The 26,773-nt window shown below is 44.6% G+C and carries 27 protein-coding genes and 1 pseudogene; 14 read left to right on the plus strand and 14 right to left on the minus strand.

What is annotated here, in order from left to right; genetic code table 11:
- Positions 1–220: 220 nt before the first annotated feature.
- From glpK to AB4623_RS06240, 3 genes are all read right to left on the minus strand, one after another.
- The gene (gene glpK, locus AB4623_RS06230) at positions 221–1,741 is read right to left on the minus strand and encodes a glycerol kinase GlpK (RefSeq protein WP_102428456.1); all 1,521 of its coding nucleotides are present in this window, start codon (positions 1,739–1,741) and stop codon (positions 221–223) included.
- A gap of 59 nt (positions 1,742–1,800) precedes the next feature.
- On the minus strand, positions 1,801–2,655 hold the full coding sequence (locus tag AB4623_RS06235) for an MIP/aquaporin family protein (RefSeq protein WP_004732234.1): 855 nt from the start codon (positions 2,653–2,655) through the stop codon (positions 1,801–1,803).
- A 448-nt stretch (positions 2,656–3,103) separates the two neighbouring features.
- Positions 3,104–3,478, minus strand: a complete 375-nt coding sequence (locus AB4623_RS06240) for a PACE efflux transporter (protein ID WP_102428457.1) — start codon at positions 3,476–3,478, stop codon at positions 3,104–3,106.
- A 130-nt stretch (positions 3,479–3,608) separates the two neighbouring features.
- Between AB4623_RS06240 and AB4623_RS06245 the strand changes: the two genes are divergently transcribed.
- Positions 3,609–4,499 (plus strand): LysR family transcriptional regulator, encoded by an 891-nt coding sequence (locus tag AB4623_RS06245; protein ID WP_017066099.1) that lies wholly within the window; start codon positions 3,609–3,611, stop codon positions 4,497–4,499.
- An 89-nt stretch (positions 4,500–4,588) separates the two neighbouring features.
- Here the strand turns inward: AB4623_RS06245 and arsB are convergent, their stop codons facing one another.
- The 5 genes from arsB to AB4623_RS06270 all read right to left on the minus strand — a co-directional run bounded on the left by arsB (position 4,589) and on the right by AB4623_RS06270 (position 8,549).
- Positions 4,589–5,644 carry an ACR3 family arsenite efflux transporter gene (gene arsB / locus AB4623_RS06250; RefSeq protein ID WP_017065681.1) on the minus strand — a complete coding sequence of 352 codons (1,056 nt, stop codon included), beginning with the start codon at positions 5,642–5,644 and terminating at the stop codon, positions 4,589–4,591.
- Between the two features lie 109 nt (positions 5,645–5,753).
- Positions 5,754–6,095: a helix-turn-helix transcriptional regulator gene (locus AB4623_RS06255; RefSeq protein ID WP_017064015.1), complete on the minus strand. Its 342-nt coding sequence runs from the start codon at positions 6,093–6,095 to the stop codon at positions 5,754–5,756.
- 192 nt (positions 6,096–6,287) lie between these two features.
- A complete protein-coding gene (locus AB4623_RS06260; RefSeq protein WP_372145980.1) occupies positions 6,288–6,695 on the minus strand; it encodes a glycine zipper family protein in 408 nt (135 codons plus the stop codon).
- A gap of 31 nt (positions 6,696–6,726) precedes the next feature.
- Complete coding sequence (locus tag AB4623_RS06265; RefSeq protein ID WP_065583761.1) at positions 6,727–7,389, minus strand: START domain-containing protein; 663 nt, start codon at positions 7,387–7,389, stop codon at positions 6,727–6,729.
- The gene (locus tag AB4623_RS06270) at positions 7,386–8,549 is read right to left on the minus strand and encodes a glycosyltransferase family 2 protein (RefSeq protein WP_372145982.1); all 1,164 of its coding nucleotides are present in this window, start codon (positions 8,547–8,549) and stop codon (positions 7,386–7,388) included. The genes AB4623_RS06265 and AB4623_RS06270 overlap by 4 nt, the downstream gene beginning before the upstream one ends.
- Positions 8,550–8,811: 262 nt before the next feature.
- Here AB4623_RS06270 and AB4623_RS06275 point away from each other — a divergent pair, with 262 nt between their 5' ends.
- From AB4623_RS06275 to AB4623_RS06285, 3 genes and pseudogenes are all read left to right on the plus strand, one after another.
- Positions 8,812–9,609 (plus strand): Cof-type HAD-IIB family hydrolase, encoded by a 798-nt coding sequence (locus tag AB4623_RS06275; RefSeq protein WP_017069716.1) that lies wholly within the window; start codon positions 8,812–8,814, stop codon positions 9,607–9,609.
- Positions 9,610–9,789: 180 nt separating this feature from the next.
- Positions 9,790–10,437 (plus strand): DsbA family oxidoreductase, encoded by a 648-nt coding sequence (locus tag AB4623_RS06280; RefSeq protein ID WP_017060931.1) that lies wholly within the window; start codon positions 9,790–9,792, stop codon positions 10,435–10,437.
- Between the two features lie 34 nt (positions 10,438–10,471).
- Positions 10,472–11,694, plus strand: a pseudogene (locus tag AB4623_RS06285) (winged helix-turn-helix domain-containing protein).
- A 28-nt stretch (positions 11,695–11,722) separates the two neighbouring features.
- On the opposite strand, the gene AB4623_RS06290 reads toward AB4623_RS06285, so the two are convergent.
- On the minus strand, positions 11,723–12,580 hold the full coding sequence (locus tag AB4623_RS06290; protein ID WP_372145983.1) for a LysR substrate-binding domain-containing protein: 858 nt from the start codon (positions 12,578–12,580) through the stop codon (positions 11,723–11,725).
- Positions 12,581–12,686: 106 nt separating this feature from the next.
- On the opposite strand from AB4623_RS06290, the gene AB4623_RS06295 reads away from it, so the two are divergent.
- The 4 genes from AB4623_RS06295 (at position 12,687) to AB4623_RS06310 (ending at position 17,189) form a co-directional block, all read left to right on the plus strand.
- Positions 12,687–13,010: a putative quinol monooxygenase gene (locus AB4623_RS06295; RefSeq protein WP_372145985.1), complete on the plus strand. Its 324-nt coding sequence runs from the start codon at positions 12,687–12,689 to the stop codon at positions 13,008–13,010.
- 3 nt (positions 13,011–13,013) lie between these two features.
- The gene (locus AB4623_RS06300) at positions 13,014–13,988 is read left to right on the plus strand and encodes a Gfo/Idh/MocA family protein (RefSeq protein WP_372145987.1); all 975 of its coding nucleotides are present in this window, start codon (positions 13,014–13,016) and stop codon (positions 13,986–13,988) included.
- 199 nt (positions 13,989–14,187) lie between these two features.
- Positions 14,188–14,526 carry a Fis family transcriptional regulator gene (locus tag AB4623_RS06305; RefSeq protein WP_372145988.1) on the plus strand — a complete coding sequence of 113 codons (339 nt, stop codon included), beginning with the start codon at positions 14,188–14,190 and terminating at the stop codon, positions 14,524–14,526.
- A gap of 431 nt (positions 14,527–14,957) precedes the next feature.
- Positions 14,958–17,189, plus strand: a complete 2,232-nt coding sequence (locus AB4623_RS06310) for a hypothetical protein (protein WP_017064008.1) — start codon at positions 14,958–14,960, stop codon at positions 17,187–17,189.
- A gap of 43 nt (positions 17,190–17,232) precedes the next feature.
- Here the strand turns inward: AB4623_RS06310 and AB4623_RS06315 are convergent, their stop codons facing one another.
- The 4 genes from AB4623_RS06315 to ulaR all read right to left on the minus strand — a co-directional run bounded on the left by AB4623_RS06315 (position 17,233) and on the right by ulaR (position 20,153).
- Positions 17,233–17,694, minus strand: coding sequence for a hypothetical protein (locus AB4623_RS06315; RefSeq protein ID WP_372145990.1), 462 nt, complete (start codon positions 17,692–17,694; stop codon positions 17,233–17,235).
- Between the two features lie 204 nt (positions 17,695–17,898).
- On the minus strand, positions 17,899–18,141 hold the full coding sequence (locus tag AB4623_RS06320; RefSeq protein WP_017064006.1) for a hypothetical protein: 243 nt from the start codon (positions 18,139–18,141) through the stop codon (positions 17,899–17,901).
- 68 nt (positions 18,142–18,209) lie between these two features.
- Positions 18,210–19,277, minus strand: a complete 1,068-nt coding sequence (gene ulaG, locus AB4623_RS06325; RefSeq protein ID WP_017060922.1) for an L-ascorbate 6-phosphate lactonase — start codon at positions 19,275–19,277, stop codon at positions 18,210–18,212.
- A 120-nt stretch (positions 19,278–19,397) separates the two neighbouring features.
- Positions 19,398–20,153: an HTH-type transcriptional regulator UlaR gene (gene ulaR / locus AB4623_RS06330; protein WP_372145992.1), complete on the minus strand. Its 756-nt coding sequence runs from the start codon at positions 20,151–20,153 to the stop codon at positions 19,398–19,400.
- Between the two features lie 339 nt (positions 20,154–20,492).
- Between ulaR and AB4623_RS06335 the strand changes: the two genes are divergently transcribed.
- The 6 genes from AB4623_RS06335 (at position 20,493) to AB4623_RS06360 (ending at position 26,040) form a co-directional block, all read left to right on the plus strand.
- Entirely contained in the window at positions 20,493–22,346 is a 1,854-nt protein-coding gene (locus tag AB4623_RS06335) for a PTS ascorbate-specific subunit IIBC (protein ID WP_372145994.1), read from the plus strand.
- A 66-nt stretch (positions 22,347–22,412) separates the two neighbouring features.
- A complete protein-coding gene (locus tag AB4623_RS06340) occupies positions 22,413–22,880 on the plus strand; it encodes a PTS sugar transporter subunit IIA (protein WP_017064004.1) in 468 nt (155 codons plus the stop codon).
- Positions 22,881–22,890: 10 nt separating this feature from the next.
- A complete protein-coding gene (locus AB4623_RS06345; RefSeq protein WP_017064003.1) occupies positions 22,891–23,589 on the plus strand; it encodes an L-ribulose-5-phosphate 4-epimerase in 699 nt (232 codons plus the stop codon).
- Positions 23,590–23,676: 87 nt separating this feature from the next.
- Entirely contained in the window at positions 23,677–24,498 is an 822-nt protein-coding gene (locus tag AB4623_RS06350; protein ID WP_017064002.1) for a pyridoxal phosphatase, read from the plus strand.
- Between the two features lie 4 nt (positions 24,499–24,502).
- Complete coding sequence (locus AB4623_RS06355) at positions 24,503–25,150, plus strand: 3-keto-L-gulonate-6-phosphate decarboxylase UlaD (protein ID WP_017064001.1); 648 nt, start codon at positions 24,503–24,505, stop codon at positions 25,148–25,150.
- 8 nt (positions 25,151–25,158) lie between these two features.
- Complete coding sequence (locus AB4623_RS06360; protein ID WP_017065671.1) at positions 25,159–26,040, plus strand: L-ribulose-5-phosphate 3-epimerase; 882 nt, start codon at positions 25,159–25,161, stop codon at positions 26,038–26,040.
- Between the two features lie 166 nt (positions 26,041–26,206).
- On the opposite strand, the gene AB4623_RS06365 is transcribed toward AB4623_RS06360, so the two are convergent.
- Positions 26,207–26,416, minus strand: a complete 210-nt coding sequence (locus AB4623_RS06365) for a hypothetical protein (RefSeq protein ID WP_009845895.1) — start codon at positions 26,414–26,416, stop codon at positions 26,207–26,209.
- Positions 26,417–26,773: the final 357 nt, after the last annotated feature.

The raw sequence follows: 26,773 nt of genomic DNA on the forward strand, positions 1-26,773 counted from the left end.
CACAATCGAAAATATTAACTCGCGCTATTGTGCTCGAATTGATGAGGAGAGAGAAGTAATGATAGTAAGGAATTATGTCCAAACCGCAAAAACGTTGATCAAAACATGAAAAATTGGCTCCAAACGCAAAAAAGAGCACAAAATAGTGCTCTTTTTAGTTTCGTTTACTGAGGAACGAACAATTCAATCGATAAGAGAGTGATTATTCGAACGCTCGATTTTACTCTTCGTCGTCATCGTGCAGTTCAGACCAAACTTGTGCACACTTGATAGCACGCTTCCAACCTTTGTAACGGCGGTTACGCTTTTCTTCATCGTGGTGTGGCAAGAACGTACGGTCTAGTACTGCTTTGTCTTGAAGCTCATCGATGCTGTCCCAGAAACCAACTGCTAGACCAGCAAGGTATGCTGCACCCAGAGCCGTTACTTCAGTTACTTCAGGACGGTGAACTTCTGTATCTAGTACGTCTGATTGGAATTGCATTAGGAAGTTGTTCGCTACTGCACCACCATCAACACGTAGGTTTGCTAGCTTGATGCCAGAGTCCGCTTGCATCGCATCCAATACGTCACGAGTTTGGTAAGCAATACCTTCCAGTGTTGCACGGATGATGTGGTTAGAGTTAACGCCACGTGTTAAGCCAACAATCGTACCGCGAGCGTAAGCATCCCAGTATGGTGCGCCCAGACCAGTAAAGGCTGGAACAACGTAAACACCGTTTGACGTATCTACTTTAGTTGCGAAGTACTCAGAGTCTTCTGCGCCAGCCAGTAGCTTCATTTCATCACGTAACCATTGGATAGATGCGCCACCCATGAATACCGCACCTTCAAGTGCATAAGCTGGTTCGCCTGTAGGACCACATGCTAATGTCGTTAATAGGCCGTTCTTCGATGTTACTTTCTCTTGGCCTGTGTTCATCAGTAGGAAACAGCCCGTGCCGTATGTGTTTTTCGCTTGACCAGCTTCAACACACATTTGACCGTAAAGCGCTGCTTGTTGGTCACCTGCAATACCCGCGATTGGGATACGAGTACCGCCTTTACCACCAAGGTTCGTTTGACCGTAAACCTCAGAAGAGCGCTTCACTTCAGGCATCATGATTGCTGGAATGCCCATTTCATCAAGTAGCTTCTGATCCCAGCATAGGTCGTTGATGTTGAACAACATAGTACGTGACGCGTTGGTGTAATCCGTAACGTGTACACGTCCTTGAGTCATCTTCCAAACCAACCAAGTATCAACGGTACCGAACAATAGTTTGCCAGCTTCAGCGTCTTCGCGAGCGCCTTCAACGTTGTCTAGAATCCATTTTACTTTTGTACCTGAGAAATACGGGTCAAGGACTAAGCCTGTATTGTCACGTACGTAGTCTTCTAGGCCACGCGCTTTTAGGTCTTCACAGATGTCTGCAGTACGGCGACACTGCCATACGATTGCGTTATAAACAGGCTTGCCTGTCTCTTTGTTCCAAACAATGGTGGTTTCACGTTGGTTCGTGATACCAATGCCCGCTAGCTCATCGCTGCGGATGCCTGCTTTAGCAAGAGCTTCAACCAATGTAGAGCTTTGAGTCGCCCAGATTTCCATTGGATCATGCTCAACCCAACCCGCTTTCGGGTAAATCTGAGTGAATTCTCGTTGAGAAGAACTAACGATGTTTGCATCGTGATCGAGGATTACAGCGCGAGAACTTGTGGTGCCTTGGTCTAGGGCAACAATGTATTTTTGCTCGGTCATGGTAAGAATCCTTTTTCTTTCGTTATTTATATTTTAGTAAATGTAAGGTCGCTTAGGGATTAAGCTTGAGCTTGTTCAGCTTCTTCTTCTGTTTCACATTGGTTTGGAATTGTGCAGCCTTGGCCTTCTACTGGTAGGTAAGCACCGATAACACGTGGGTACAACCAACCACCAAAACACGCACCAGCAATTGGAGCAAGAATTGGAACGATGAAGTAAGGAATATCACGTGCACCGCTTAGTGCGAAATCCCAACCTGCAAAGTAAGCGAACAGTTTTGGTCCGAAGTCACGAGCAGGGTTCATTGCAAAGCCCGTCAGTGGACCTAAAGAACCACCGATAACCGCGATAAGAATACCGATCAGTAGAGGGTTCATTGCACCGCGAGATGCGCCGTTGTTCTCATCACCTAACGCTAAAATGGCAAACATCAACACTGCAGTAATCACGAATTCCACAGCAAAAGCGCCGAAGAAAGAAAGTGAAGCATGTGGGTAAGTCGAGAAGATACCAGCAGTTGATAGTGCGTCTTGGCTGCTACGAACAAAGTTATGTGCGATTTCGTAGTCAGTAAATAGGTTGCTGTACAGGCTGTAAACCAATGCTGCAGAGCAGAAAGCGCCAAGCAGTTGCGAAATGATGTAAGGCACCACTTTCGCTTTATCAAAACCATGGAACATGGCCAGTGCAATCGTTACGGCTGGGTTGATGTGTGCGCCTGAAACGCCGGCAGTACAGTAAATTGCAATCGCAACACCGAAGCCCCAGATGATGCTGATTTCCCATTGTCCGAATGTCGCACCGGTTAATACCAGAGCGGCCACACAGCCAACGCCAAAGAATATGAGTAATCCTGTACCGATAAATTCAGCCAAGCATTGCCCAAATAAAGAAGGGTGTTTGTTTGTTGTCATGTTCGAGTCCTTTTTAGTTTTGCTTATCTAGCACGTGTATTGTGCATATATTTGCGAACTCGAAAATAAACGAACATCAAAAGTGAGCGTTTGAGCATAAAATTGTTAATTAAAGTCACTTGAAATGTTAATCCGAACACTTTTGCTCGAAAAAGATGCTCGCATGAACGTCATTGCTCGAATTGATAGGTTGCGAAGCCGCTCAAACTACCTATATGTAAATGAATGCGCAACTGGTACGAGGAGTTTATGTTTGGATTTGTGATGCTACTTCGTGAGTGGCGGATTATTAGACTTAATTAGGGAGGGCTGTGTGATGTTTTTGCTATGTAACAAGGGAGTTAACAAATGAGCTTATATGCATAAATGAATAAACTGCCAACTATTTTGTAGTTTGGCAGTTTTCATTTGGGTGTATGTTCTTGTTATACGAGACGAACTTACCGCTCTAAACCAGAGCTGCCACTTTTCCTTTCGCAACCAATTGATATCGAACCGAGTCATACGCCCAGTTGAACGCTATCGCGTAAAGTACGAAGAAAATAACTAGGCCGATGTCCATGATCAGTACGGTTAGGAAATCGAGTTGTAGAACCCACATCAAGACAGGTAGAGTCACTGTCATTAAGCCAAGTTCAAACCCCAATCCGTGTAAAACTCGGGTTTTCTTCGTTCGTTTTGTTCTGTCTGCCCCGAAGATTTTGTCGTAGACGTAGTTCCAAGCCATTGCTATTAGCGACATCGCAAGTGCTAACCCCGCCATCATGATCAGTGCGAACACTTCAAATAGCACCATGTGCAACATGCGTTCTTTATGTGACATTTTTCTAACTCTCTTTACGATTAAATAGCCGCCGATGGGCTAATGACTTGGCTAAATAATATCTACTTAAGTGATAATATAAAGATAGTTAGCATCACATATAGTGATAGTAAGTTTTGGGAGACACCGAATGTACAACATTGAACAACTGAAAATGTTTGTGTATGCCGTTGAATTAGGGTCATTTTCTGCCAGTGCTCGTCATTTGGGGAAGGTGCAGTCGGCGGTGAGCCAAGGCATCAGTAATCTTGAAATAGATTTTAATGTTGAGCTTTTTGATCGTTCGACTCGAAAGCCTTCACTAACCAAAGCGGGCGAGCAGTTATTTAAACAGGTGAAAGCGATCGTGCTTCAGGTTGAAGATCTGAATGTGACGGTTAGTGCGATGGGCAGTGGTGAAGAGGGGCTCATCAAAATTGCATTAGATGATTCACTATTGGTCCCGAATCTATCTAAGATCCTTAGTCAGTTCAGTCAACAATTCCCTGCGACTGAAGTGGAACTGGTTGCGTGTACCACGACAGAGGTCAATCCGTTAATTATCGAAGAGAGGGCCGACATTGGATTAATGTTTACTAACTTGGCTTTTGATGTCGGTTCTGAGCCTTGCTTTATCGGTCACTTACCGTTTATTGCTGTGTGTCATCCAAGTCATGCGCTCGCAAAAACAGGTGTGGCGAAACTCTCTGACTTACTCCCGCATCGTCAGTTAATGTTGAGGGGAGACAAAGGTAAGGTGATGGATCAGTTTCCGCTGATTGCCGGAAAGGTATGGTGGTCAAACAGCTTTATCGTCATTAAAGAGATGATTCTTGGTAGCGATATCGGTTGGGCATACTTACCGAAACACCTTGTTGAAGAAGAGCTTATTAAACAGCGCTTGGTAGAGGTGAATGTGTCATTTGACCATAAAACTTGGTCGCCTCCGGTTGATCTTGTTCTGTCTAAAACACGCTCAAAAGGTCCTGCATTACTTTGGCTTGAACAAGCATTGAAAGGCCTATTAGACGAAACTGAATAAAGAAAAGGCTCACCGTTTAACGTGTGAGCCTTTCTGTTCAAAGTGATGCTGCTTTTTGTTAGTTCTAGTTCTAGGTGTAGACGTAGATGCTATACGCTAGGTTTAACCGTCTGACCGTTGTAGTACTTGTCTTTCATCTTAAGCGCCACGTTCACAAGGTAAATCAGCACAGGGACTTCAATCAGTGGACCGATAACGCCTGCAAACGCTTGGTCTGAGTTGATACCGAATACTGAGATAGCCACGGCAATCGCTAGCTCGAAGTTGTTACCTGTTGCTGTAAATGCAATTGATGCGTTCTTGTCGTACTCGATGCCCATCTTTTTACCGATGAAGAAACTGATGAAGAACATCGCAGTGAAGTAGATAGTCAGTGGAACCGCAATTAATAGAACGTCCATTGGCAGTTCAACAATCATTTCACCTTTCAGGCTGAACATCAGAACGATGGTTGCCAGTAGTGCAATCAGTGTGATTGGAGAGATGCGTGGAATAAATACGTCGTTGTACCACTGCTCGCCTTTCATCGACACAAGGATCTTACGGCTTAGGAAGCCCGCTAGGAATGGGATACCTAGGTAGATAAGTACACTGTGTGCAATGTCGATCATCGAGATATCAACCAACATGCCTTCGTAACCAAATACTGGTGGAAGAACGCTGATGAACAACCACGCCATAAAGCTGTAGCTCACCACTTGGAATGCACTGTTTAGAGCAACCAATGCCGCGCCGTACTCTTTGTTACCGCCGCCGATGTCGTTCCAAACCAGAACCATCGCCACACAACGAGCAAGACCAATCAGAATCACCCCAACCATGTAACCTGGGTGGTCTCCCAAGAAAGTTAGTGCCAATACAAACATCAGAATTGGACCAACGATCCAGTTCATGATCAAAGAGAGCTTAATGGCTTTCTTATCTTTTACCACAGTGCCTAGCAGGTTGTAGTTAACCTTAGCCAGAGGTGGGTACATCATTAAGATAAGGCCAATCGCAAGCGGAATGTTAGTGGTGCCAACAGACATTGAATCGTTCCACTGTTCGATCTGTGGGAATAGGGTGCCGAGTAGTACACCAAGGCCCATGGCAATAAAAATCCACAGTGTTAAGTAGCGATCTAGAAAACCTAACTTTGGTTTCATGATAATCTCTCTTAGTTGATATCGTAAATCGTCGAAAAACGATTGGTTGTGGCAAAAAAACACGCTTAAAAGTAAAGGCTATCAAAGCCGATCATTCAAGCGTGAACTTCTATTTTAAAATGCTGTTAAATATCGATTCGAAGCGTTGAATATTGTCGCGGTCGATGCGGTAACACATCTTCGGCGGAATCGACTCAGCCGTAATAAAACCTGAGGCTTTCAATATTCTTAAGTGCTCTGATACCGTTGATTGAGCTAAACCCAATTCACTCACCAGATCACTGTTCAAGCAGCCGCCCGATTTTTCTAACGTGGAAAGGATACTCAATATACGTATTCTTGCTGGGTGAGCGAGTGCTTTCGCCAGTGCGGCCATTTGCTTTTCTGCTTTAGCATCACCGTGTTCGATGGGCAGAGAACAGCCACCAGATGTCGAGCAAGTTGAGTTCATATTGACGTCTCACTTTCATTAATCGTTAAAAGACGATTAATGATAAGCCTATTTTAAATAGGGGTCAATGCTCACTGTCTATTTGAACGAACTTTAAGGTGGCGATTCAGGGACTATGGTTGAACTCTGCTTTGACTGAGCTACGCAAAATGGCGTGAACATCGATTAAACGCCATTTTGCTCGGTTATCCGCTAGTTAAGAACGGTATAGCCTCGGTTGATCATACAGTTACGATTCACTTGAAACTTCTGCTGCTCAGATAGCTCGGCGGATTGTCTTTTTTGAGCACCGTGCTTTAAAGCGCCGCTGATAATACCGATGCCAGCACCAATTTTTGCACCATCATGACCACTCCCGCCAGAGACGGCTCCACCAACCGCACCCAGCGCTGCACCCTTAGCGGTTGAACCGACAATATCGCTGCCAAGAGAATCGACCTCTTCAGGCTTCACTTGTTGAGCGTATTGCTCACATTCATACAGATCGGCGTGATACTGTGTTTTATCAACACCTTTAGTATCGACAATGATTTGATTAGCAAATACTGAACTTGATGCTACAAGCAATATCGCTGCGATTGGAGAGAATGGAAATTTCACAATATAGACCTCTAGAGTATTCATTGCATTGTTAAAGTGACGTGTAGTTCTCGATGAAATCAAGGCGACGATCGGTGTACTCACCAGAATCCAACATCTTAGATAACCCGCGAAGCGTGTTGTAAGGCTGAGAAACGGCCACCATGTTAATGAGCCAATACGGAATATCGCCACCTGGATCACTCAATACTCGATAAGAGATATGGGTGGTGTTTTCGTCGATTGGTGTCAGGATCCAACTCGCCTCTAATTCAGCCACTCTGATGATTTTTTTATTATTGTTTGGCAGGTAATCAGGCCTACCATGCTGATCAATGGTGACAACCATCGTCTCTGGATCTTGAGTGATGACGTTCTCTACGATAGCTTCACGATCGGCAACTGGCCAAGGTGCCTTGGTATAGGTTTTGGTGATCGTGTGCGCCGCACTAAAATGCTCTATTTCTTCCATGTCATCGATGTTTTCTACCCATTGCGTGCCAACAGAGGTATCGATAAAGAGTGCGATAATAGAAGTGAGGGACGCGTTGATGTCGCCTTCTGCTCGAAATTCTTTAAAGTGACTGCCTTCAATTTTACGGTTATAAACCTCGATGCCTTTTTTATCGCGTGCCAGTGACCAGCCATCGGTGTCTGATGCAAACACCGAAACTGAACAAGCAAGAAGAAGCAAAGTAATAATCTTATTCATCATGTTAATGAGCGCCCTTTCCAGCTGATTTTATTGGTTTTAGATAAGCGGTAACTGTTCAGCACGAGTAGGCTTTGAACACAAATACCGAAGGGTACGGTTAACGCAAATTTTGCGGGAACAAACAGTTCCTTAACCAAAATGAAGTAGGTGACGATCGACACCAAGAGCATCACAGAGCTGACAATGAGCGAATAAGCATGAATGGCAGACATGTCACTGATGAAGGCGTTCGCCGATACCAGCATCAAAAGCGGTCCCGCCCATGCGATGATGTTGGCTTTGATGAAGACTTTTAAAGCTTGTGCTTGCGATTGACAATTCACAATAAGATTCATGTTTTTGGAAAAGCCAGCCCAGATTGAGTTGAAGTCTGAATACATGTGCGTACTCATTAGTTTGTCTGCAAATGCCCAGAAAATCTTAAATCCATTGACCTTCATGACTTTTGCAAAGGCGATGTCTTCCGATATCGCGTTTGCTACTGCGGCGTGTCCACCGACTGCGTCGTAGGATTTTCGGGTAAACAACATCGCCTGACCGTTAGCAATCGCTTCTTCCTTAGTCATGTCGTTCGAGTTTTTAAAGTTCATATAAGATGCGATCGATAGAAAGATGCCCGGCAAGGTCGCTTTTTCTGCCACAGACGCAAAAGTTTGTTTTGGATTAAACGATAAGAGATCAGTTTTTTGTTGGATAGCAAAGTCGATAACGCTCTGTAGCATCGCGGGTGCTGAATCGGTATCTGCATCAATGAAATACACATATTCACCGCTCGCGTTGAGTGCGCCAGCCATACATGCATTGCTCTTACCAAGCCATCCGGTCGGTAACGTTCTACCTGAAATACAGCGCGCGCTAACGTCGAACTTACTGATCAATGCTTCTACTTTTGCACGGGTTGAGTCAGTAGAAAAGTCATCAACAACAATGACTTCAAACTTGTCTTTTGGGTAGCTCTGCTTCAATAGAGAGCCAAGGCTGATTTCAATATTGTCTTCTTCATTTCGCGCAGGAATAATGACGGAAACAGTCGGCCACTCAGTTATTTTGAACGATATTTTAGGTTCAATGTGAATACGATGGCGCTCTAAGTTCGCAAGTGTGATTAGAAACTTGACGGTAACGATGCAAAGCAAGGTCGTAATAATAGCTAAAATCATAATGACTGTGGTCGGAATAAAGTGATGGAGAGACAGGAAAGAATATAGTGGAGTGTGACCTAACGCACATCTTGTATGTAGGACTTAACCCTTCAAACTGGAATGCGCTTCTGTTAGCGTTTGCCTTGGAAAGATGTGAAACAGTGACTGACAGGCGGTAAAATAAGCATTGTATTCACCAGCGACTCTAGCGATATAATCGAACCCAGAACCGTTACTCAAGATAACGAATGATCATAATCCAATAATAGGTACGCCCGACATGCCCCAACAAAACATCAAATTTATCGCGACTGATATGGATGGCACCTTACTCGATGAGCATGGAAAGCTCGACCCTGAGTTTTTCAATCTTTATGAGCGCTTAGAAGCGCAAGATATTATTTTTGCTGCCGCGTCTGGCCGCCAGTATTACAGCTTGCTAGAAACATTTTCCCCGCTTAAAGATCGCATGATGTTTATTGCTGAAAACGGCACATTAGTGATGCACAAAGGCCAAGAACTTTACAGCTGCTTGCTTGATACCGATGCCATTAAAGAGATCATTAAAGAAGCTCGAGCTATTGAAGGCGCGCATGTGGTGCTATGCGGTAAGAAATCGGCATACATCGAAACCAAAGATGAGCGTGCTCTGGCGGAGATCTCTAAGTACTACCATCGCCGTGAGCAAGTAGAAGACTTACTGGCGGTAGAAGACGATTTCATCAAGGTGGCTATCTGTCACTTCGACGGTTCACAAGAGAAAGTGAACCCAACTATTGATGCCAAATTCGGTGAGAACTACCAAGTGGTTGTAAGCGCAAAAATTTGGTTAGATGTGATGAACGCTGAAGCGTCAAAAGGTGCGGCGATTAAACATCTACAGAACACATTAGGTTTCACTTACGAGCAGACCATGAGCTTTGGTGATTACCTAAATGACTTGGAAATGCTTAAAGAGAGCTACCACTCTTACGCGATGGAAAACGCGCATCCAAAGTTAAAAGAGATCGCGCGTTTTGGCGCGCCAAGTAACGTTGACGCGGGTGTGTTCCAAGTACTTGAGAAGTTGCTAGCGTAACGCTCTTAAGCTAGATTCGATTTTTATCAAAGCCAACTCGTGAAAATGAGTTGGCTTTTTTGTTGGCTGCTGTTGTATTGAGTTAAATTTGAACGAGTGTTCAGCTTGTTGTAGTCTAACCAGAAAGATGGGTATTCACTTTGAATTGGATACGCCTTAGTAACGATATTTGGAATGATTATGAGCAAGAAACTTCAACTTGATATTATTTCTGACGTAATGTGCCCGTGGTGCGTAGTCGGTTACAAAAACTTAGAGCTAGCCGTTGCGGAACTTGGTTTAGAAGACCAGATTGAACTTGAATGGCAGCCGTTTGAGCTTAACCCTGACATGCCGCAAGAGGGCGAAAACCTGCGTGCCCATATCATGAGAAAATACGGTTCTAGCGCAGAAGAGAGCCAACGTTCACGAGAACAGCTTTCGGCTCGCGGCCAAGCGGTTGGTTTCGATTTCAATTTCTATGACAGTATGAGAATGGTCAATTCACGTCATCTACATGTACTTCTCGATTTTGCACTAGCGCACGGCAAACAGACTGAGTTAAAGCTACGCTTCTTTGCTGCTCACTTCACAGAGCAAAAAGACCTGTCCGATCTTGAAGTCATTGCACAAGAGCTTGAAGCGGTTGGCTTAGACTCAACGAAGGCACTGAAGCGCCTAAAGAACACCGACAACTTGAAGCAAATTGAAGCGCAAGAGTTTGAATGGCAACGCATGGGGATCTCTGCGGTTCCTACTGTGGTGTTCAACCGTAAGAGTGCAGTAACGGGCGCGCAGACGGTAGAAACCTACAAGCAGATTCTTCAAGAGCTTATTGCTGAATCATAAACGGATCATTGCTATCAATTAGAGTCTGAATTTCATGGAATCACTGTCACTCGCTCAAGCGCAAAAACTGGTATTGCTTTCGCAAAAGCTGCCGCCTAAGAAGTTGCCACCTAAAAAGCAACGCAATGGGGGCGCTTTGGCGAACACGTTGTCTGCGATTGAAAACCTTGGCTATGTGCAAATTGATACCATCTCTGTGATTCAGCGAGCTCACCACCACACGCTTTGGAATCGCAATCAAGATTACCAACTGAACCATCTTGATAAGCTGTTAGAGCGTCGAGAAGTATTTGAGTATTGGTCGCATGCCGCCGCGTATTTACCCATGCGTGACTTCCGATTCAGCCTACACCGCAAGAATGGCTTTGCGAGCGGTAAGCTTAAGCATTGGTATAAAAAAGACGATGCCCTGATGGCGCATGTTCTCAAACGTATTGAGAGCGAAGGGTCGTTGATGGCGAAAGACTTTGAAGGGGATAGGCCAAACCCCGGTGGGTGGGGCGGTAAACCGGCCAAGCAAGCATTGGAAACCTTGTTCATGCAAGGCGATTTAATGGTGCCAAGCCGAGTGAACTTTCATAAAGTGTATGACTTAACCGAGCGAGTTTTACCGAGCGAGTTTTACCGAGCGGAATTGATACCTCTGAACCGACTGAACAAGAGTACATCGAGCATCTGATAACTCGTTATTTAGAGGCTAACGGAGTTGGAATAGCGTCGGAAATGAGCTACCTACTCAAGAACACAAAGCCTTTGATTCAGAGAGCACTCCAACAGATGCTTGAAGATAAGCAGGTTCTGAAAGTAGATATTCAAGGCTCTGATTACTATGTCCTGCCAGGTGCTTTTGAACTGCTGAATCAACCTCTTTCCAGAACCAAACTAAAGATACTGTCGCCATTTGATAATTTGTTGATTCAACGTAAACGAATGCAATCATTGTTCAACTTTGACTACCTCCTTGAGTGCTATGTGCCAGAGGCCAAGCGTCAGTTTGGTTACTTTAGTTTGCCTATTCTGTGGCAGGGTGAGCTGGTGGCACGAATGGATTGCAAGGTCGACAGGAAGAGTGGTTTGCTCAATATCCGTAACTTGGTTGTGGAAGAGCGAATTAAAAACCATGAGTCGTTGGTTCATGCTTTATGCGATGAACTAAAACACTTCATGGTGTTCAACCAATGTGATGAGATGATCGTCCATAACACCACGCCCTCTGATCTTGGCAAGCGCTTGATGAGCCAATGGCAAACAGTCTAGCGGTCTTTGTTGTTTAGAAAGCGCTTAGTTACTCAGCAAACGCAGCTAACAAGAACTCGACAAAGGTTCTGTTCTTCAACGACAGTTGCTTGGTTTTGTAGAGCAAGTGAATCGGCTTTGGTAACGGCGCCATGCCGGGTAGGATTTCCAACAGCGCTCCACGATCAATCTCTTCTGCGACTAAGATAGTCGGTTGCAACAACACGCCCACACCCTGCAGGGCGGCATACCGCAACACATCACCATTATTCGACATCAAGCGCACACGTTCTTTATTCGGTGTGGCGTGAGGAGCTTGGCTGCTGTAACTGAATCCAAGCGATGGGTGTTGTGCCAAGTCTTCTAATACTCTGATCTGAGCATGTTGGTTAAGGTATTCGGGCGCCGCGCAATAACACATCTCATAATCCCCTAAATACCTTGCGACCAAGCTTGAATCGGACAGGTCGCCAATTCGCACAATCAGGTCAATGTCGGATGAATAAGGGTCGACAAGGTCATTATTCAACATCAGCTCAACGTTGATGGTTGGGTGATGCGCGAGAAACTTAGCTACGATAGGGGCGAGTACCTTGTTTCCATAGGTGACAGGGCAGTTTATTTTTACCGTGCCTTGTGGTTGATTTTCCAAGGTTTGAATCAGGTTCTCTGCATTGCTGATGTCTTCGAGAATTCGCTTACACTCACGATAGTAAAGTTGTCCTGAATCGGTTAACGATTGCTTACGCGTGGTGCGGTGGATCAGCTGAGACTTCAAACTGGCTTCTAAGGAATGGACATGTTTGCTTATCATGGTCGCCGACAGGTTGAAGTGGTTTGCGGCGCTGCGAAAGCTACCTTGTTCCACCACATAGACGAAGACTTTCATGCTGGTTAACTTATCCATTGAACACTTTTGGTTGATAAACAATAAACAAAACGTGAGTTTATCAATTATTAGGGGTTAATTATATTAATGGCAAACCGATAATTAACTAAAATAAGAGCGTGCAATGCCTCAAACGAATGAAACTATCTTTGTTACTGCCGAACTTAAGATCAAAACCAACATAGAACGAGCAGCTGCGCTCGAAGCTATCGAACAGTTTTGTTTAGACATGCAAAGCGAACCGGGCTGCCTCCAAGCAATTGCAACCTATGATCAAAGCCAAAGCGATCGTGTGATCTTGCTTGAGCAATACGCAAACCGCGAGGCGATCAATCAGCACTTTGTGATGCCTCATACCCAAGCGTTTATTGAGCGTGATATTACCGAGTTGGTTCAAGCATTCGAAACGCAACGTGGGCCTATCAAAGCACAAGAGCAGGAGATCTAAGACATGAAATGGGGAATCCTAGGAACCAGCTTTATCTCAGGCGTAATGGCGGATGCGATCAAAGGCGATGCTCAAAGCGAGCTGTATGCCGTTGCTGGTCGCACAGAGAAAACACTTAACGAGTTTGCTGCCCAATACCAACCAACACAAACCTTCAACAGCTATGAAGCCTTGATTGAAGATGAGTCGGTCGACATTATCTATATTGCTCTGCCAAACCATGTTCATCATGAGTATGTGATTAAAGCGGCTCAAAAAGGCAAAGCGATCTTGTGTGAAAAATCGTTATCGGTTGATATGGAAAAAACCGAGCAAGCTTTACAAGCCGTGAAAGAAGCGGGCGTATTCTTTGCTGAAGGTCTGATGTATTTAAACCATCCACTTATCACCAAGCTTCATCAAGAACTGGCAACTGGTGAGATCGGCGAAGTGCGCTCAATTCAAGGTTCCTACGTTGCGGCGATTGATCAGTTCGTGAACCCAGCAAGCAAAGGCGCGTTGTACAACCTAGGTTGTTATCCAATGTCGCTGGTTCATTCTGTTGCGCAGCAGCAATTTGGCGAGAGCGTGTTCGATGATGTGCAGATCTCAGCAATCAGCCGACGAGGCCAAGATGGCAATATCTGTGAATCATCGGCAATGATGCGTTTCAACGAGCGTTTTACCGCGCAAATCCACACCGCAGAAGACCACGGCTTAAAGCATGGTTTTACGATTCTAGGTAGCAAAGGCTGTATCATTCTCGACACCAACCCATGGTTACCGACCGAAGACAACACATTCACGGTTGAGATCTACGAAACATCGACACGTGAAGTAAAAGTCGAAGCGCAAGGCGATGGCTTCCATTATCAAGCGCGCAATATCCGCCAAGCGGTTGAGCAAGGTGATACACAACTTGCTGCGCCGATGGCGACTCATCAAGACTCTCGCGTGATCATGAAGTTACTGACTGATTGGGAACAAGCGGCGAGCTAACATCGTCGTAAATTCTATATTCGCCTCATGTATGATTGCCTCGTAAGCGATCAAACATGAGGCGTTTCCTCTATATCTTCCAGTCGACTCTCCCCAATAAATACTTTGCATTTGAAACCGCCACAGTGTCCAATATCAGGTAGTACGAAACTGACCGAAAAACCTTATTTTTTAAGGTGTTAAATAGGACCTTTGCCGCATGCGTAAATCAGATAAGAAAATCGAGAATCAAATCAGAGACGTGCTAACTGACGTTTGTGAAGACACGCTAAAAGGCTTCGATGGTTTTTTGTGGGTGACTCACTCGGTCAACTTCTCTTCATTTCCGCAAAGTTTGAAAATCGTCTGTGTATTCGATACCAATCAGGATAGAACGAACTTCTTAAATGGCGAAGGTCAACAGAGTGTCTCTGAGTCTATTCAACAAGCGTTCAATCAAGTTGGGATTCAACTGAAGAATATCGATAAGCATGTTAGCTACGATACGCAAGAAAATTGCGATCGCGACCATCAAGGGAAGTGGAACAAGAGGCTTTAAGGAGCGTTGTCATCGTTCTTGTTTAGACAGCCTATCCAAATTGAGTTTCAATAGTGTGGCGCTCAAACTGAGATTCGATACAGCAAATCCAAGTCCTATTCTGAGTTCTAGGCTCTGATAACTTCTCATCTTCCAAACCGTATTATTCTCATTTTGAGAAAATCTGAGCTGATTTCTCGTTAGCCGGAGATACTTGGTTTCCAAATAAAATTAAAATCACAAAAACTTATATTTTCCTTAATGCATTGATTTTGAATCGGCATTTGCTCGTTTTACTTGCCACCGATGAAACAAGACAGACGAGCACTTGAACAATAGAGCCATGTAGTCGATACTTTTTTCGTATTTTGATTCCTAAATTGACACGTAAGTTGGCTGACTTTTCGTTTTGTGATTTAAGGCATGACAGTATCGATTAGGAAATTTGAATCATGAAAACCTACATTTCTGGGCTGCTCGCACTCATACCGTCATGTTTAATCGCTGGTTACGCTTTTGCTGTTGGTACAGCGGTTGTGCTGCCAGGGCAACATGAAGTTGGTGTTGATCTTTTGGGCTCCCCACTATCTACGAATGCCGTCATTGATTGGGAAATTTCCAACAGTGATATTGTGTTCGGAGCTTATGCCGACAAAGCCGACAATGAGCGGGCCACGACAATTGGTTATATGTACAACCAAGTCATGGCGATGAACTCGGGTTGGTTGGAGAACGATCTCCGTAACCAAGCTGAGTTAGAAGGCCTCAATTTCGAAGACTATTTCCTGCACTTTTCTGAAGATACTGTCATTGCCGAAGTTGATAAAACTCATGGCGAAAAGACCCTTTTAAACCGAAAACCTATGATCTTGGGTTATACAGCCAGTGAAGACCATGCTGGTTTTTGGTTGTATCAAGAGCCTCCGTGGGATGCCGATGTGTTTGAGAATTTCGAACAGGGTGGGGCTTTGTATGTCTATCATGCTGAACAGTTCGAACGGCTGACCTTTAAGTTCTCACAGTTTGCTGGCAGCGGTGAATTTTGGATTGAATACCCAACTGCTATTGATTCTCAGGGTAGGGTTTCACAATGGGAAAGGCTTGATGTAAAGAAAGACAAAACGCTCAATATGACCAAAAACCAATCGGTGATCTGGAACCTTCCGGATAACTGGTTAAGAGCTACAACTCATGATGGGAGCGGTGCGAGTTATGGCGGCGGCCAGTATTTTGGTTCAACCTTTTTGAGAGATGGTGGGCGCTTATACGTTGTGAGAGTTCGTTGGCAAAGTGAGAATGCCGACGACAGGCCGCGTTTAAAAGAAGTAAAACTCAAAAACAGTTTTCCAACCGTCAAGTTAACCGATGCTCCGACTTCAACCCCGGACGGCAATGCTATCAGCCAATGGCGAAAAATCCGTGGTTTTGATGTGTCTGCAGACCTAGATGGTGATAACTACTTGTCGCCAAGCGAGTATCGAAATCGAACCAATAAGAACGCGACAGCACGTTTTCGTTGGGAATCAAGAGTGGTGCCATTTGGTCGAATGTGGAGCGCTAACTCATCTTGGTCGCTAACGAACGTCGCAAACGCGGATTATCTATCTGCTATTCATCGCTACTACAAGCAAAGCTGGGCAAGACAAGGTTTGAATGGTGCGTACAACGACGACACAAATAAACTCATTGGCTCGAACCAGTTCTATGTTCACTCTGGCGGGCATGTTCAAGAGTTAGGAGCTGTTGCGGGTTCGAATCAAGCGGATGATCTCTACAAGCAACAATTTTCAGCGTTTCTGAAAAATCTATCTGCTTTAGAAAGTGATGCGTCGATTGGGTTGAATATCGGAACCGCGAACTTACTGGGTCGAAATGGACAGTCTCATCTTAGCGAGGCGGGCTCTCTGTATTTACGCGAGCACTACATTTTTCCGTCTACTGGGTTTAGTGGTTACTCGGGGATCTCAAAATTCTGGGATAATTCTGCGCTCGCCTACAATGGGCAAAGTGTTATTTTTCAGGCGACAACGCGTTATGGGCGAGTTCAGTATCTTGGAAATAGTGAAGATAATTGGAAGCAAGACCAATACTCGACCCTAGCGATCTACCACCTCAATCGACACGCTCAACATAGCTACTTTAATCAGTGGAACAATGGTTACGTCTATGGAAGTGGCAATACGACGGCTGACACTTTCTGGCAAAGTGGTGTCCCTAAAAACATCGCCTACCAACCCAGTTCGTTATTGGCCGTTGACTTGGGAGAGCCGAGTCATCAAATCCCACATGGCTTTGCGCCGATTCCTTTGATGCTTTCGACAACGACACCTCAGCCTGCTGACTACACCATCGTTGGCGATTCCTCGATGAACGAAATGGTGCATGCTGATCTGCCCAATGGTATCACTCACGTTCTACCGACGTTCACGTACTTTATGTATCAATCTGAAAATCAGGTGGTTGCTGGTGGCCCTGAGGACATGGTGTTAGCGAGAGAGTTCAGCAATGGTCGTGTGTTGTATCGCACGGATTTCCACGGTAAGAATCCGAGCTTTTATGACGCGGCAAAACTCACCATCGCGCTGGATGTTCCAATGAAACCTGTTGATGCCAACGGTAACGTTGGTGACTATGTGAGTGAAATCGAAATTGGCGGTTATGAAGGGCTGTTCTTACTTTATTAGAACCAATGTGAGTGAGTACTCTCGAACCAGAGCAGACTTGAGCTTAGGTTCGGGATATTAGCTTATTCTTTTTACACTGCTTAAACTCTTTGGCGATCCACGATTGCTCGTTTAAACCATTGTCGATTAAAGCAAAAAGGTAGCCATCGACTTTGCTTGAAGCCGCAGGATATTCTTGAAAAGCGTGCTTAGGGTAGCCGGGGTAATCTGTCTCGTATTGAGCGTCTAACTGCTTACCGAGTTGACGCCATTTTACAAATAACTCAGAAGAAGATGTCTCAACCTTATATTGGCCTAAAATGCGTTGGTGATGGGTTAACGCCACTTTAGCGCAGTGATTGGTCTGTACGACTTTTTGTATCAACTCAACTTGTTCTTCACTCATGGCTTTCGCCAGTACATTCTCTTGTTCGATACGCGCCATTCGCTCACCAAACGTTTCAGCATGGATGGGAAACACAAAAGTAAGCGGTAAAGCCAATACCAAAAGACGCTTGTAGAACATAACCAAACTCGTTAGAAGGATTCGCGGCTATTATGCCGCCCGCCGCCAATATTATTAATGAATATAAACGCTTAATTGTAAGAATTATTTTTGTCGAGTAGATAAACAGATGATTTTGGAGTGGTGGCATTTAGGCTCTGAATGTTTGGTTATTTTACGAAGCGACACCGATAACAGAATCAACCCAATATCTAACCATCTTGATTATAAATGTTGGATATCAATCGAGTGGTAGGAAAAACCGATTGCTTTAGCGGCGTTCAACAAAGCTTGTTGAGTCTTGAATACCCTGGGTTGCATTTTTCTGTCGGATTCAAGAAAGCTGTTTACTCCCCACTTATGACTTTTGACCATTAAGTAATAACCATTAGCTCCAGGGGACACGACACCAATTGCTGCTTTCAGGTCGCCACGACTGAAATGTTTTTTGAACTCACGTAATACCATATCAACATCCTTATTCGATGATAAAAAAAGGGAGCGCATTGCTCCCTAGTTAGTGCTTTTCTTAATGTTTACAAGAATGCGCGGTATGGCAGTTCTGGGTCATTTGTGAAGATGTCTGCAAAGCCACGGAAGTGCTGGTAGTGCATGCGGCCTTTATCTGTTGGGTATGTGTATTTACCACCAACTTGCCAGAAGAAAGGTGCGAAGCCGTATTGAAGACGTTCTTTCTTCATGTTCCACAGCATTTCGATTTCACGCGGGTCATTTTGGAAGTTAGCCCAAATGTCGTGGTGGAACGGAACAACTACTTCACAGTTCAAAGACTCAGCAGCACGAAGAATGTCTGAAGATGTCATTTTGTCTGTTACGCCACGTGGGTTCTCACCGTAAGAAAGCAGTGCAACGTCGATCTTGTGGTCATTACCGTGTTTAGCATAGTAGTTTGAGTAGTGAGAATCACCAGAGTGGTAAACTGAACCGCCTGTTGTTTCTACTAGGTAGTTCACTGCACGGTCGTCCATTCCGTCTAGAATTTCTTTGTCTAGGGAAGATGTTCCTTCAGGAAGTGTCACTAGAGCTGTACGGTCGAATGCGTCAAGAACCTTGATGTTCACGTCTTTGATTTTGATCTCGTCGCCAACTTTAGCAATAACACACCGATCTTCTGGCACACCCCATTTCATCCATAAATCAACACACGCTTTAGGGCCAATGAATTTAACGTGGTCGCCGCAGTTTTGTAGAACTGCCGCTGCAACGTTGATATCAATGTGGTCGCCGTGGTCATGAGATGCCATAACTGCATCGATCTCTTTGATAGCGAAAGGGTCCAATGGGAAGATCGCGGTACGTAGGTTTGGTTGAAGTGCTTCCACACCGCCCATACGCATCATTTGGTGCTGGTTTTTCATTTTTTGAACGGCTTGTGTTTTTTTACCAGTACCACACCAGAAGTCCATTGATAGGTTTGCACCTTCTTCTGATTTTAGCCAAATACCTGTACAACCCAGCCACCACATAGAAAACGTACCCGGTTGCACAACTGTTTGTTCAATCTCTTCATTTAACCATGTGCCCCACTCAGGGAATGTATTTAGGATCCAAGACTCGCGAGTGATTTCGTTTACATTGCTCATGATAATACCTTTTATTTCAATAATTTGATTAATTTTGGATGTAGGGAGCCGAGCGCCTTAATTTGGATTAAGGCACTGAGCTAAATTTATTATTATTGGTGGGCTAGTTAGCCCTGCGATTTAAACTAGGATGACTTGCGTCCCTTGAGCTTCAATCCGCTTAACGACGTCTGGGTTGGCTTCTTTACCGGTGATGACGATGTCTATTTGCTTGGTGCTGCAAAAGAGCATTCCGGTACGTTGTCCAACTTTTGAGCTATCGACCACGACGACAAGCTTATCGACCTGTTCGAGCATTTGTTGTTCGGCTACGGCCGTTAACATGTCGGCTTTGTACAGCCCGGCATCGGTTAAGCCTTTACCTGAGGTGAACATCCAGTTTCCCGCATAGCCGCCTAATGAATTAGGGGCAGGGTTTAGAAAGATGTTCTGCGCTTTGTTGTATTGACCACCAATGATGATGACATCGTCATGATCTTCGTTGATCAAGTAGCTTGCGAGTGGAAAGTAGTTCGTTACGATTTGAACGTCATCGCCACATAATTGCTGACCGAGTAGGAAAGCCGTCGAACCACAGTTGATCACGACTGTATCGCCAGCCTGACAAAGCCCTGCAGCTGCTTGAGCAATCTCTGATTTCTCTTCATAGAACTCAGTGCTGTTGATATTCAGTGGTGACCACTTTCTCTTCTGAGTTTCTACTCGTTCCGCACCATTTCGAATTTTTCTAAGTCGGCCAACTTCATCTAACTTAGCGATATCGCGCCTAGCAGTAGCAGGAGAAACGCTAAATTTATCAATAATATGAGAGACGTTGATTGTCTGCATATCTTCTAACAGCGACAAGATGCCGTTATGTCTTTGTACTTCATTCATATTTATCACTCTTTTTGTCGTTGTGACAATTTAATGATTACTTTTGATTTGTTTTGATTCTAATAATCACCATCATGATTGTCAAACCACATCGCTATAAAAACCAGACATTAATCACAATGTTTTATAAGTGGTTGATTTTATTGTATTTATAGTTTTTACGTGTGATCTAAAGCTCAATTAAGCACATTTTGGGTGTGGTTAATTGATATAAATCAAAGTAATCACAAGTGAGCATTGAATGATTACTTTTGATTGGTAAAGTCTAGTTCGTGAGCAAAACTAGAATCATCACATCCTACAAATCATTAAAATTAAAAATCAATCAGGGGTAAAGATATGGAATTCTTATACGATATTTTCTATATTTTTTACAGTCAGGTAATGACCAAAGCACCGTTGCTACTCGGTCTTGTTACTTGTCTCGGCTACATCCTTCTAAAACGTGACGCAACAACTGTTATCTCCGGCTCTATTAAAACCATCGTTGGTTTCATGATAGTGCAGGTAGGTGCAGGAACATTGGTAGCGGGTTTTAAACCGGTTATTGAAAAAATGAGTGAAATACATGGATTAACGGGATCGGTAATTGACCCGTACACCTCCATGATGTCCACCATGGAAACCATGGGCGACAACTACTCTTGGGTTGGGTATGCAGTATTACTGGCTCTTGGGCTAAACATTCTACTTGTTGCCTTCCGACGTATTACGGGTATCAGAACCATCATGCTGACTGGGCATATCATGTTCCAGCAAGCTGGCCTCATTGCTGTTTTCTACTTCGTGCTTGGTGCAGGTATGTGGGAAACCATTATTTATTCAGCAATATTGATGGCGTTGTACTGGGGTATCTCCTCAAACATCATGTTCAAGCCGACTCAAGAAGTCACTGGTGGTGCGGGTTTCTCGATTGGTCACCAACAACAGTTTGCTTCATGGGTAGCCACCAAGGTTGCACCGAAGCTTGGCGACAAGAACGACAGTGTTGACCACATCAAACTGCCTAAGTGGTTACACATTTTCCACGACAGTATCGCTGCAACAACGTTAGTAATGACTGGCTTCTTCGGCATTATTCTTCTTTCGTTCGGTCTTGATAACCTTCAGGACATGGCAGGTAAAACGCACTGGTTTATCTACATTTTTGAAACTGGTTTGAAATTCGCTGTTGCCATTCAAGTCATCGTTACTGGTGTTCGCATGTTCGTTGCGGAACTGTCCGAGGCATTTAACGGTATTTCTCAACGCCTTATTCCTAACGCTGTTTTAGCAATCGATTGTGCTGCTATTTACGCCTACTCTCCTAACGCAATGGTATTTGGTTTCATGTGGGGCGCAGTGGGTCAATTCACCGCTGTTCTTGCAATGCTAGCGTTTGACGCACCAATCATGATCATTCCTGGCTTTATCCCAATGTTCTTCTCGAACGCCACTATCGGTGTGTTTGCTAACCACTTTGGTGGCTGGAAAGCGGTGATGAAGATCTGTTTCGTGATGGGCATCATCGAAGTGGTTGGCTCTGCGTGGGCAATCCATATCTTCGCTCAATCAGGTACTGAGTTTAATGGCTGGATGGGCATGGCTGACTGGGCTCTGGTATTCCCACCAATCATGCAAGGTATCTCAAGCTCTAGCATGTTCTTCTTTGTGATTTTGGCTTTGGCTGGCATCTACATGTACTTCGCTTCTAAGCAACTACGAGCTGAAGAAGACGCAGAAGCTGCTGCTGAAACAATGACCGCAGTGACGCCTGAAGGCATCGAGGTTGAAATCGCAGTACCACAACAATCGACAGCAACCGCTGAAGCACCATCTGCTTCAACAACGGCAGCTTCTACGACGTCAGGTTCTGCAACGTCAGAAACTCGAACCTCACCTGCCGCTGACCAGAAACCGGTTCGTGTCTTAGTGTGCTGTGGTTCAGGTCAAGGTTCGTCAATGATGTGTTCTAAGAAAATCAAAGAGTACTTGGACAAGAAAGGCATCCCAAGCTCGACCTTTAACAGCGCCATTACTGATTACAAATCGCACCTTGGTTCATTCGACATCATCGTTACGTCGGTTGCGCTTGCAGCGAAGATCACTGGCCTGCCGGAAGGTAAGCAACAATTAGCGGTTAAGAACATGATCATGGTGAAAACTTTCGGCGACGAACTGGTTTCCATCATTGAGAACAACTTCCACAAATAATGATAAACGGCTCAGTGGTCTCGCACTGCTGAGCCAATAAAAACAATTATATAAGTGAGCAATAACATGAACTTAAAAGAATCTCTTATCAAGAATAACTCTATCCTACTGAACGCAAAAGCAGCTGACTGGAAAGCGGCGATCAAGCTTGGGACTGATGCATTGGTGAAAGCGGGTATTGCAGAAGAGCGTTACTACGACGCGATTACCAAAGCGATTGGTGAAGAAGGCCCTTATATCTGTATTCACGATGCGTTCGCACTGCCACATTGCCGCCCTGAAGACGGTGTTATTCGTACTGGGTTTGCGCTAACCGTGCTTGAAACGCCAATTACGTTTGAAGGTGTTGATGAGCCTGTAGATGTGCTGATAACACTAGCGGGTAAGGACTCAGAAGAGCACATCGAAGGCACCATGCAAGTGGCGAACTTGATTGAATTCGATGAAGACTTCTCAAAACTTCGCGCGTGCAAAAGCCCAGAAGAAGTGGCGCGTTTAATTGATGCTGCATTGCTTCAAGCGGAAGCGGCGTAAGGAGGCAACGATGTCTAAATATAGCCAATTGAAACAACGTGTTTTAGAAGCCAATTTGCAACTTCCGAAATACGGTTTGGTGACATTTACTTGGGGTAATGTCTCTGAGTTTGACCGTGTTAACGGAGTGATAGCGATTAAACCATCAGGTGTCGAATACAGTGATATGACGGCTGAAGACATGGTGGTCGTCGATCTCGAAGGCAAGGTTGTTGAAGGGAAACTCAATCCTTCAAGCGATACCGCAACGCACTTAGAGCTCTATAAAGCTTTCCCTGAAGTGAGTGGCATTGTTCACACGCATTCACGCAGTGCCACCATTTGGGCACAAGCGGGTATCGACATCCCAGCCTTAGGCACCACTCACGCTGATTATTTCTACGGTGACATCCCATGTACACGTCGATTGTCTCACTCTGAAATTTCTGAAGAGTACGAGAAAAATACTGGCTTGGTGATTATTGAAGAGTTCAAGCAACGTCGAATCGATCCAATGGCCGTTCCAAGTGTGATTGTTGCAGGACATGCGCCGTTCTCTTGGGGCAAAGATGCCAACGACGCCGTTCATAACGCGGTGGTATTAGAAGAAGTGTCGGCAATGGCGTTGGCAACGCGCACCTTGAATAGCGGCATCAAAATTCAGCCAGAACTATCCGACAAACACTACTTACGTAAGCACGGTGAAAATGCTTATTACGGCCAACAGTAAATCGGATTTCGTTTAAGTAAGTCGTTTCTATTCGAAGTAGCTTCAATATTGATTAGGCCCGACTTCAGGGAATAAGTAGAGGACTCTATGTATAAAGTGCTGGCGTTAGATCTCGATGGAACCGTGTTAAAGGATGATCACACGATTCATCCAGAAGTAAAAAAGGCGATTCAAGAAGCCAAACAAAGTTGTCACGTCATGATTGTTACTGGCCGACACCACACAGCAGCACGACCTTACTATTACGAATTGGGGCTAGATACTCCAATCATCTGCTGTAACGGCACTTATGTTTATGACTATCAAACTGAAACGGTATTGACTCAAAACGCCATAGAGAAAGATAAGGCACTTACTTTCATTAACATGGCTGACGAGTTTCAGCTCAAGATGGTGATGTATATAACTCATGCCATGACGTACTCACAGTACAACCCATTTGCCTACATGTTGGCATTGGAAAGCTGGGCTGAAACGGCACCAGAGCAACATCGCCCACAAATTTACCAAGTGGAATCATTCATAGAAACAGCTCAACAAGCTGAACACGTTTGGAAGTTTGTGGTAGAGGGGAGCCAAGATTCCGTCGACCGTTTAATGCAACACCCATGGATAGGAGAGAACTTCAACGGTGAGCGTTCTTGGTCAAACCGAATCGACTTTGCTGCAAAAGGTAACAGTAAGGGCCTACGCCTTGCTGAATACATCGCAGAACTGGGTTATCACGCCGATGACGTCATTGCCGTCGGTGATAACCACAACGACATATCCATGATTAAGTACGCCGGATTCGGTGTAGCGATGCTCAATGCTGATGACATCGTCAAATCACACGTTCAACGCGTGTGCTCAACAGATAACAACCATGATGGCTTAGCCCGTCTAATACGTGAACAAATTAAAGGATAACAACATGACTAAACCAATGATTCAGATCGCCCTAGACCAAACAAATCTTCCTGCCGCAATTGAAGTGGCAAACAACGTTGAAAGCTTTGTTGATGTGATTGAAGTGGGCACTATTTTGGCTTTTGCTGAAGGGATGACAGCGGTTTCTACCCTTCGTAAAAACCACCCAGACCATATCCTTGTGTGCGATATGAAAACCACCGATGGCGGCGCAATTTTGGCTCGAATGGCATTCGAAGCGGGTGCTGATTGGATAACCGTTTCTGCGGCTGCACACATCGCAACCATTGGTGCGTGTAAGAAAGTCGCTGACGAATTTAACGGTGAAATACAAATCGAAATTTACGGCAATTGGACAATGGACGATGCTCAATCTTGGGTCGACCTAGGTATCTCTCAAGCTATCTATCACCGTTCTCGTGACGCTGAATTAGCTGGTGTGGGCTGGACTGAAGAAGATCTTGTGAAGATGCGTGCATTGTCTGAAATGGGCATCGAGCTTTCTATCACAGGTGGCATCGTGCCTGAAGACCTTTACCTATTTGAAGGCATTAAAGCGAAAACCTTTATTGCAGGTCGCGCACTTGCGGGTGAAAAAGGTAAAGAAACAGCAGAAGCACTAAAAGCTCAGATCGACCGTTACTGGAATTAGGAGGCGTTATGTACCAAAACTTATTACGCCACCGGGTAGGGCTTTATGAGAAGGCCCTACCTAACGAACTCAGCTGGGAAGACAAACTGGCAACAACCAAAGAGCTCGGCTTTGATTTTCTTGAGATATCGGTAGATGAATCAGACGAGCGCCGTAGCCGTTTGGATTGGAATGACGATGAAGTGTATGTCTTACGTCGCCTGTGTGAAAAGCATGGTGTACCGCTGCAATCCATGTGTTTAAGCGCGCATCGCAAGTTCCCATTTGGATCTGCAGATCCGGTGATTCGTGAACAAGCGGCTATCCATATGGAAAAAGCGATCTCACTCGCTTACAAATTGGGTATTCGTACCATCCAATTGGCTGGGTATGACGTTTACTACGAGCCTGCGGATAAGGTGACTCACCAGAGGTTCATTGAAGGCATGAAGCTTTCTGCGCAGTTGGCGGAAAGGTCGGGCGTTATGCTCGCTGTGGAGATCATGGATACCGATTACTTGAACTCTTTGAGCAAGTTTGAAGTGCTGAGTCGTGAAGTCAATTCACCGTATTTCACGGCGTATCCAGATGTGGGTAATATCTCCGGTTGGAATTACGACATAGTGACGGAACTAAAGTTGAGCAAGCCTCATATCACTCAGATCCACCTCAAAGACACTTATAAAGTGACTGACGAATACAAAGGTCAATTTCGAGACTTAGTGATTGGTGATGGTGAAGTCGACTTTAATGCCATTTTTGAAACGTTGAAAGAGACTGAGTGCGTCGTACCACTCGTGATTGAGATGTGGGCTCAAGATGAACGTTGGAAAGAGAATATACTTACGGCACAAAAACGACTGAATGATGTTTGTGTGCAAACGGGTGTTCCGATGTTGTTTGACCACTAGCTCTACTTAGAATGATTAACCCGTTTCTCTTTGCGTTCTCAATGCTCCTAACGAAAAGAGAAAATGCAGCATATTGCCCCCAATATGCTGCATTTTTATATCAACTCGGCACTTTAAGCTATTTAAAGCAGCAGAAGTTATGTCAATTTCGCAATAGCTACAGTGTTTAAACTGCGATCGTCACATGATCACGGCCCACTTCAGCCATCTGAATCAGGTAGTCCGTGTGGTATTTTTTCTTGATGACGATTTGGCTACCGATTTCAGCAACAATCTTTACCACTTCCAACGCATCAGAAGGATGCAATGAAGAGTCTTTTGAAATTTCGATATTAACGCCTAAATTTGCCAGTTTGATGATGTCGCTAGAATGCATGGTCGTGTCCAAAGTATTTGATTTTCGTGGACTATATCATCATCGATTAATTCAACGCCACTCTGCTAAGCCCAAAGTTTTGAACGATGCCCTCAAACTATGATTTCAATATGCAAGTAGTGAAATTTGATCGCAAACTGATATCATGGTCTTTCTTATGGGATTATGCCAACTTTGGCGGGGATGTTGTTGTTCAGTCTCGTGTGAAGAAATGAACAGTCAACTTGATAGGTTTTATCTATAACAAAGATAAATAGAAACGATTATGTTTATTTTTAATGCCGACCTATTCTTTATCCACACTAATTCAATGGTTTAAATGCTGGGTCTACTTAAATTTACGGTGTCACAACGATT

The organism is Vibrio sp. 10N.222.52.C12, assembly GCF_041474215.1.
Taxonomy (GTDB): Bacteria; Pseudomonadota; Gammaproteobacteria; order Enterobacterales; family Vibrionaceae; genus Vibrio; species Vibrio crassostreae_C.